7 protein-coding genes are annotated in these 7,558 nt (G+C 74.1%); 2 read left to right on the top strand and 5 right to left on the bottom strand.

All coding sequences use genetic code 11. The annotated features are described in order from the left end of the window. Nucleotides 1-52: 52 nt before the first annotated feature. The 5 genes from ACESM1_RS13565 to dapD all read right to left on the bottom strand — a co-directional run bounded on the left by ACESM1_RS13565 (nt 53) and on the right by dapD (nt 4,915). On the bottom strand, nt 53-1,033 hold the full coding sequence (locus ACESM1_RS13565; protein ID WP_372620854.1) for a Bug family tripartite tricarboxylate transporter substrate binding protein: 981 nt from the start codon (nt 1,031-1,033) through the stop codon (nt 53-55). A 102-nt stretch (nt 1,034-1,135) separates the two neighbouring features. Beyond that, entirely contained in the window at nt 1,136-2,206 is a 1,071-nt protein-coding gene (locus ACESM1_RS13560; RefSeq protein ID WP_372620852.1) for an Ldh family oxidoreductase, read from the bottom strand. Between the two features lie 5 nt (nt 2,207-2,211). After that, on the bottom strand, nt 2,212-2,769 hold the full coding sequence (locus ACESM1_RS13555; RefSeq protein ID WP_372620850.1) for a hypothetical protein: 558 nt from the start codon (nt 2,767-2,769) through the stop codon (nt 2,212-2,214). Nucleotides 2,770-2,807: 38 nt separating this feature from the next. Beyond that, entirely contained in the window at nt 2,808-3,932 is a 1,125-nt protein-coding gene (gene dapE, locus ACESM1_RS13550; RefSeq protein WP_372620849.1) for a succinyl-diaminopimelate desuccinylase, read from the bottom strand. Nucleotides 3,933-4,078: 146 nt separating this feature from the next. Continuing rightward, on the bottom strand, nt 4,079-4,915 hold the full coding sequence (gene dapD, locus ACESM1_RS13545; protein WP_372620847.1) for a 2,3,4,5-tetrahydropyridine-2,6-dicarboxylate N-succinyltransferase: 837 nt from the start codon (nt 4,913-4,915) through the stop codon (nt 4,079-4,081). A 137-nt stretch (nt 4,916-5,052) separates the two neighbouring features. On the opposite strand from dapD, the gene ACESM1_RS13540 reads away from it, so the two are divergent. Next, the gene (locus ACESM1_RS13540; RefSeq protein ID WP_372620845.1) at nt 5,053-6,294 is read left to right on the top strand and encodes a diguanylate cyclase domain-containing protein; all 1,242 of its coding nucleotides are present in this window, start codon (nt 5,053-5,055) and stop codon (nt 6,292-6,294) included. Beyond that, nucleotides 6,291-7,514: a DUF2336 domain-containing protein gene (locus ACESM1_RS13535; protein WP_372620844.1), complete on the top strand. Its 1,224-nt coding sequence runs from the start codon at nt 6,291-6,293 to the stop codon at nt 7,512-7,514. The genes ACESM1_RS13540 and ACESM1_RS13535 overlap by 4 nt, the downstream gene beginning before the upstream one ends. Nucleotides 7,515-7,558 lie beyond the last annotated feature (44 nt).

The raw sequence follows: 7,558 nt of genomic DNA, 5'->3' as shown, positions 1-7,558 counted from the left end.
CGGGGGCCGCCCGGGGCTCCCGCGGGCCCCCCGCTGGCGACCCGGCGCTGCCTCAGGTGGGCTGCACGCCCGCGGCGCGCAGGATCGAGGTGTACTGCTCGACGCCGTCGCGCACCACCTTCATCACCTGCTCGGAGGTCTCGAAGCCCGCCCGCGGCACGACGCCGGCCAGTTCGCTCAGCCTCGCGGCACTCTGCTGGATCGCGCCGCGGAAGGCGGCGCCCAGCGCCGCCACCACGGGGGCCGGCGTGGCGGCCGGGGCGAGGATGGGGAAGAACTCCTCCACGACCAGCCCGGGCAGGCCGGCCTCCGGTGCGCTCGGCACGTTGGGCAGGGCCGGGGTGCGCTGCTCGGCCAGCACCGCGAGCGCGCGGACGCCGCCGCCGCGGACCTGTCCGAGCGAGGACGCCATGGTCGGCGTGCCGAACTGCGATTCGTTGGCGACGAGCGCGGCCACCGACGGTCCGCCGCCGCGGTAATGCACCAGCTCCACCTCCACCTTGGTGATGGAGCGGAAGAGTTCCGCGCCGACATGCACGCCGCTGCCGATGCCGGCCGTCGCCATGTTGTAGCGGCCGGGGTTGGCCTTCAGCAGCGCCACCAGCTGCTGCGCCGATTCCACCGGCAGCTGCGGATTGGCGCAGAGCACATAGGGCGAGAAGCCGGCCACCGCCACGCCGGCGAAGTCCTCGACGGTTCGGTAGGGAACGCGGGCAACGATCGCGGGCACCGTCGAATGGGCACTGTTGATCAGCAGCGTGTAGCCATCCGGCGCCGCGCGCGCGACATGCTCCGCGCCGATCATGCTGCCGGCCCCGGCCCGGTTCTCGATCACGATCGACTGTCCGAGCGCCTGTCCCGCTGCTTCGGCAACGATGCGTCCGACGATGTCGTTGGAGCCACCGGGGGCAAAGGGAACGACCAGGCGGACAGGCCGCGTCGGCCGCCAGGCCGAGCCCGACTGGGCGCGGACGACTGACGGCGCGGCAACGGCGCCGAGGGCAAGGGACAGGGTCTGGCGGCGGGTCTGCATCAAGAACGTCTCCAGCTTCCGGCTGCTCTGCGCCCAGAATGAGCAACATGTGCCGTTTTGTGCGCACAACCTTACCGCGCCCGGCGGCGAACGCCAGATGCCCTATGAAGCCGAACCTGCGCCGATCGCCGCCGGCAGCCGCACCCCGTAGCGCTCGGCCAGCTTCCCCAGCATCGGCGGAATCGCCGGATGCAGCGTGACGCCCTCGGCCAGGGCCTTGGCCCGGCGTGCCATCGCACCGTCGCCGGGCAGGCGCGCGGCGTCGAAGCCGGGCCGCGGCGGGTTGCCGCGCACCGCGCCGGCCATCCAGCCGCTCTCCGCCAGGAAACGCTCGGCGCCGCCGAACTTCGCGGGGTCGAGCACCAGGACGAAGACATTCGCGCCCCAGCCGCCCGGCGCCTCCGCCCGGCCATGGCCGGCGAGGCCGCTGGTCAGCGCCTCGACCAGCAGGCCGAGCGCGAAGCCCTTGTGGCCGGCCTCCACGCCACCGAGCGGCAGCAGGGTGCCGGCCGGGTCGGTGAAGAAGGCGTTGGGATCGTCGGTCGGGTTGCCCCGCGCGTCCAGCAGCCATTGGCCGGGGAAGCGCGTGCCCTCGGCCCGGCGGCGCGCCGTCATGCCGTTGGTGGTGATGGACATCGAGACGTCCAGGATCACCGGCCCGTCCGGCGTCGGCCAGGCGGCGGCGACCGGGTTGGGCGTGATCACCCGCCGCGTGCCGCCCCAGGGCGCGACCGAGGCGGTCGCCGGATCCGAGCACGTCAGCAGCAGCATGTGCCCATTCGCCGCCACCGGCGGGCCATAGGCGGCGAGGCAGCCGATATGATGGCTGCGCGCGATGCTCACCGCGCCCAGGCCGAACACCCCGGCCGCCTTTTCCGCCGTGGCGATGGCACGGCGCACCAGCCAGGGGCCGGGCAGCTTGCGGCCGTCCCAGGTCTCGGCGACCGGGGTGGCGGAGACGCGCTCGGGCTCGCCGGCTGCCGCCATGTCGCCACTGGCGAGGCTGTCGAGATAGGGGGTGAGCAGCGCCAGGCCGTGGGTGTCGTGGCCCATCAGGTCGCCTTCGAGCAGCACCTCGGCGACGTCACGCGCCTTCTCCTCCGGCAGGCCGGCGGCGCGGGCGCATCCGGTGGCGAAGCGCAGCAGCGCCGCCGCATCGTGACGCTCGGCCATGCCCCTCACCCCTCCCCCAGCGTCCGGATCAGCCCGCCCAGGAACAGGCCGAGCATCAGGTCCACCCCCACCAGCACCCCCGCGCGCAGCCCGTCCACCCCGAGGGCGCGCCGCGCCACGAACCATTCCAGCCACACCGCATAGGCGAGGCCGGCGAGCGAGAGGATGCCGGACAGCATGCCCGGCAGGCCGAGCAGGCCCGGGAGCATCAGCGCGATCAGCACGAGGTACTGCACCACGTTGGTCCAGTTCCAGGCGGCGATGAAGTGCGGCCAGGCGGCGCCGCGGCCCCAGGCCGTCGCGATCGGCAGCGAGAGCAGCGCGAAGGCGGTCCAGGCGATGGTGTAGCCGATCAGCTCCGCCATCATGCCGCGGAGGAAGCCGCCTTCCGGCATGCCCACCCCGGCCCAGGCGAACATGCGCAGCGCCAGGAAGGCCGGCAGGCAGATCAGCGCCGCGGCGAAGGAGCGCCACGCCCCTTCGGGCGTATCCTCGATCAGCGCCAGCCCGTCCGGCCGGCCGCGGCCCAGCAGGAAGGCGCCGGCCAGGCCGGCGGTGATCACCGGGCGCATCTGCGGCGAGGGCGGCGGCGGGGGCGGACTCAGCGCAGCACCTCCTCGATCACCGCGGCGTAGAGCTTCGCGAGGGCGCGGAGTTCCGCCACCGGCGTGCGCTCATCCGCCTGGTGCATGGTCGCGCCGACCGCGCCGAGCTCCGCAACCGGGCAATACCGCGCCACGAAGCGGGCGTCGGAGGTGCCGCCGCCGGTATCCAGCCTCGGCTCCTGCCCGGTGGTGGCGCGCACGGCGCGGACCAGCGCCTCCACGAAGGGGCCGGGCCGGGTGAGGAAGCTTTCGCCGGAACACTCCACGGCGAGTTCGTGGCGCGGCGCCTCGCGGTCCAGCACGGCGCGCAGCCTCGCGGTGAGCGCGGCGGAGCTGTGCAGGTCGTTGAAGCGGATGTTGAGCCGGGCGCGCGCCTCGGCGGGGATCACGTTGGTGGCGGGGTTGCCGACATCGAAGCTGGTCACCTGCAGCGTCGAGGGCTCGAAGAACTCGGTGCCGGCGTCGAGCGGTTCCGCGGTCAGCGCGTGCAGCACCCGCACCAGGCGGTGCACCGGGTTGTCGGCGCGCTGCGGATAGGCGCTGTGGCCCTGCGTGCCGTGCACGGTGATGGCGGCGTTCATGCTGCCGCGCCGGCCCACCTTGATGGTGTCGCCGAGCGTCGCCTTGCTGGTGGGTTCGCCGACCAGGCAGCAATCCGGAAGCTCGCCGCGTTCGGCCAGCCAGCCGAGCACCTTCACCGTGCCGTCGAGGGCCGGGCCTTCCTCGTCGCCGGTGATCAGCAGGGAGAGGCTGCCGGGCAGGTCCGGGCGGCGCGCCAGCACATCGGCGATGGCGACCACCCAGGCGGCGATGCCACCCTTCATATCGGTGGCACCCCGGCCGTGGAGGACGCCTTCCTTCACCTCGGCACCGAAGGGATCGGTGGTCCAGGGCGCGTTGCCGGGCGGGACGACATCGGTGTGGCCGGCGAACATCAGGTGCGGGCCAGCGGTGCCGCGGCGGGCGTAGAGATTCGGCGTCGTGCCGAACTCCAGGCGATGGCAGGCGAAGCCGAGCGGAGCGAGGGCCGCCTCCAGCACTGCCAGCGCGCCGTCATCGGCGGGCGTGACGGACCGGCAGCGGATCAGCGCCTGGGCGAGCGGGAGGGGATCAGCCAGCATCAGGTTCGCCCGTTCCGGCCGCGAAGCGGCCGCGTGCGCAGACCGCCCTCATGCACCGGCACGGCAGCGCGCAGGCGCGCAAGCCAAGCGCGCGGGTCGAAGGCACTGCCTTCGACCGCGCCCAGCGCTTGAGGGCACACGAAGACTCAATCCCGCAGCAATTCGTTGATGCTGGTCTTCGACCGCGTCTTCTCGTCCACCCGCTTCACGATCACCGCGCAATAGAGGCTCGGGCCCGGCGTGCCGTCGGGCAGCGGCTTGCCGGGCATCGCGCCAGGCACCACCACGGAATAGGCCGGCACGCGGCCGTACAGGACCTCGCCGGTCGCGCGATCCACGATCTTGGTGGACATGCCGAGATAGACGCCCATCGAGAGCACGCTGCCGCGCTCCACGATCACGCCCTCGGCCACTTCGCTGCGTGCGCCGATGAAGCAGTCATCCTCGATCACCACCGGGTTGGCCTGCAGCGGCTCCAGCACGCCGCCGATGCCCGCACCGCCCGAGATGTGGCAGTTCTTCCCGATCTGCGCGCAGGAGCCGACCGTCGCCCAGGTGTCCACCATGGTGCCCGAATCGACATAGGCGCCGAGGTTCACGAAGCTCGGCATCAGGACCACGCCCGGCGCGATGTAGGCGCTGCGCCGCACCACCGCGCCCGGCACAGCGCGGAAGCCGGCCGCCTTGAAGCGGTTCTCGCCCCAGCCCTCGAACTTCAGCGGCACCTTGTCGAAGGCACCGGCGGCAGTGTCCATCGGTGCGCTGTCGCTGAGCCGGAAGCTCATCAGCACCGCCTGCTTCAGCCACTGGTTGACCTTCCAGCCGCCCTTGCCGTCCGGCTCCGCGACACGCGCGCCGCCGGAATCGAGCAGCGCCAGCGCCTCCTCCACCGCCGCGCGGTCGGGGCCCGTGGTCTGGGCGTTGAGCGTCTCGCGGCGGGCCCAGAGCGCCTCGATGCGCGCCTGCAGGGCGGTCTTGTCCATGGCTCGGGCTGGTCCTGGCGTGAGGTTGCTCAGCGACCATTGGAAGAGCCCCGCGCGCCTGTCAACGCGGCGGCGGCGGCTTCACCGTCCACGCACGTCAACCATCGGTTCAGCCGGCTGGTGCGATCCTGCGACGCATGAGCGCCGATCCGGACGAGATGCTTGCCACCGCGCTGCTGGACAGCCGCACGCGATGGCGCGACCTGGCCCTGCTGTCCGCCGACGTGCTGTTCGAGACCGATCCCTCCGGGCGGCTGACCTTCCTGGCGCCCGAGCGGCCGCTCGGGCATGACGCGGCCGCCTGGGTCGGCCGGCCGGCGGCGGAGCTGCGTGCCTTCACGGACACGCCGGACCCCTTCGATCCCGCGGCACCGCCGCGCGGGCTGCGGAGCTGGCTGCTGCGTGCGGATGGCAGCCATTCCTGCCTGGAGTTCACCGCCTTCCCTGTCGCCGGCGGGCTGCGGGGCAGCGCCCGCGACGTGACCGAGGAGGAACGCCGCGCCGAGGCCACCGCCCGCACGCTGCGCCGCGCCACTGCGCTGGTGCGCCTGCTCGGCGCCGCGCAGCGCAGCCGCTCGGCCGGCGGCGTCACCGCCGGCGCGCTGGCGCGGCTGCTGGACGGCATCGGCCCTGCGCTGGGGTGCACCGGAGCCATGCTGCTGGAGGCGTCGGAGGGCGGCTGGCGCGTGATCGCCACGGCCGGCCAGCCCGGGCCGCTGCCGGCGGACCCGACCCCGCCGGACGGCATGCCGCGCTACGAGGGCACGCTGGCGCTGGTGCCGGCCACGCCCGCCCTGCTGCTCGCCGCCTGGCGCGACCCGCCACCGGATGCCGAGGATCTCGGCGTGCTGGTGGCGCTCGGCGCGCCGCTGGCTGCGCTGCATGGGGAGGCGACGCGGCAATCGGAGCTCGACCGCGCGGCGCGCACCGATCCGCTGACCGGGCTGCTGAACCGGCGCGGCTTTGCCGAAGCGCTGGCGGACGGCCGGGCGACGCAGCCGGTGGGCGTGCTGGCCTATCTCGACATGGACGGGCTGAAGCGGCTGAACGATCGCCAGGGCCATGCCGCCGGCGACGCGGCAATCCAGGCGATGGCGGCGCGGCTGCTGGCCGCCGCGGCGAAGCAGGGCGTGGCGGCGCGCCTCGGCGGCGACGAATTCGCGCTGTGGCTGCCCGATGTCGCGATGGCGGAGGCGCAGCAGCGCACCGCGCCGATCGGCGCGCCCGGGCCGCTGGACGGCCATCCCGAGGCCGGCGAGGCCGCGATCGCCGCCAGCATCGGCCTCGCCGCCGCCGAGCCGGAGGAGGAGACCGAGGCGCTGATCGCCCGCGCCGATGCGGCGATGTATGCACGCAAGCGGGCGAGGAAGTCTGCATGACACTGGGTCTCGCCACGCAGCCCAAGCGCGCCGTGGCACCTGAAGGCCAGGCCATGCCGGTGGCGGACCGGGTGGCGACCAGCCAGGCGGCGCTGCGCGCGCGGCTGGGCGGCGTCTCCGCGCGCGCCGCGATAGCCGCCAGCGGAGAGACTCCGCCCGAATTGCTGACCTGGCTCGCCGGCGATCCGGTGCCATCGGTACGCGAGGCGGTCGCGGCCAATGCGGCGACGCCGCCGCAGGCCGGGCTGCTGCTGACCGAGGACCGCGACACCGCCGTGCGTGCCGCGCTGGCACGGCGCGTCGGCACGTTGGCGCCGGGGCTGACCGCCTCGGTGCAGGACCGGCTTACGCGCATCACGGGCGCCGTGCTGACACGCCTGGTTGAGGACGCTGCCGTCGAGGTGCGCACCGCCCTCGCCCAGGCGGTGGCGGAACTGCCGGATGCGCCGCGCGAGCTGATCCTGCGCCTGGCGCGCGACACCGCCATGCCTGTCGCCGAGCCGGTGCTGAAGCTCTCGCCGCTGCTGACCGAGGAGGACCTGCTCGCGCTGGTCGCCGAGCCGCCGGCACCCTTCACGCGGCGCATGGTCGCCGCCCGCCCGCTGCTGAGCGAGCCGGTGGCCGATGCGGTTGCGGGCTCGCCCGATCCGCCGGCGATCGCCGCGCTGCTGGCCAACGGATCCGCCGCGATCCGCGAGGCGACGCTCGACCGGCTGGTGGCGGGCGCCGCGGCAGAGCCCAGCTGGCAGGCGGCGCTGGTGCGGCGGCCGAGCCTGCCGGGACATGTCGCGCGCGCACTCGGCGCGATGCTGGCGGCGCATCTCTTGGAAGTGCTGGCCAGCCGCCCCGACCTGCCGGAGGGCCTGGCGGAGACGCTGCGGGAGCGCATCGCGGAGCGCTTCGCCGATGCGGTCCCCAGCATGGAAGCGGCCCGGGAGGCCGCGCGCACCGGCGACCGGGAGATGCTGCTCGAACTGCTCGGCGCCGCCACCGGCCTGCCGCCGGAGCGGATGGAGGCGGCGCTGGCGATGCGCAACCCGCGGGTCGTCGTGGCGCTGTGCTGGCGTGCGGGCTGGACGGCGGAGCTGGCCGAGCAGGTGCAGCCGGCGCTCGGTGTGGCGCCGGCGAAGGTGATCCGGCAGAATGCGGAGGCGAGCTGGACGCTCTCGCCTTCCGAGATGCAATGGCAGCTTGAGATGCTGGCGGAATTGGCAGGCTGATCCTCGCCAGGGTCACGAAATCGCGAGCTGGCGGCGGCGGCGGC

This window comes from Falsiroseomonas sp., assembly GCF_041690465.1.
GTDB lineage: Bacteria > Pseudomonadota > Alphaproteobacteria > Acetobacterales > Acetobacteraceae > Falsiroseomonas.
This window is presented reverse-complemented; position numbering and strand designations above follow the sequence as displayed.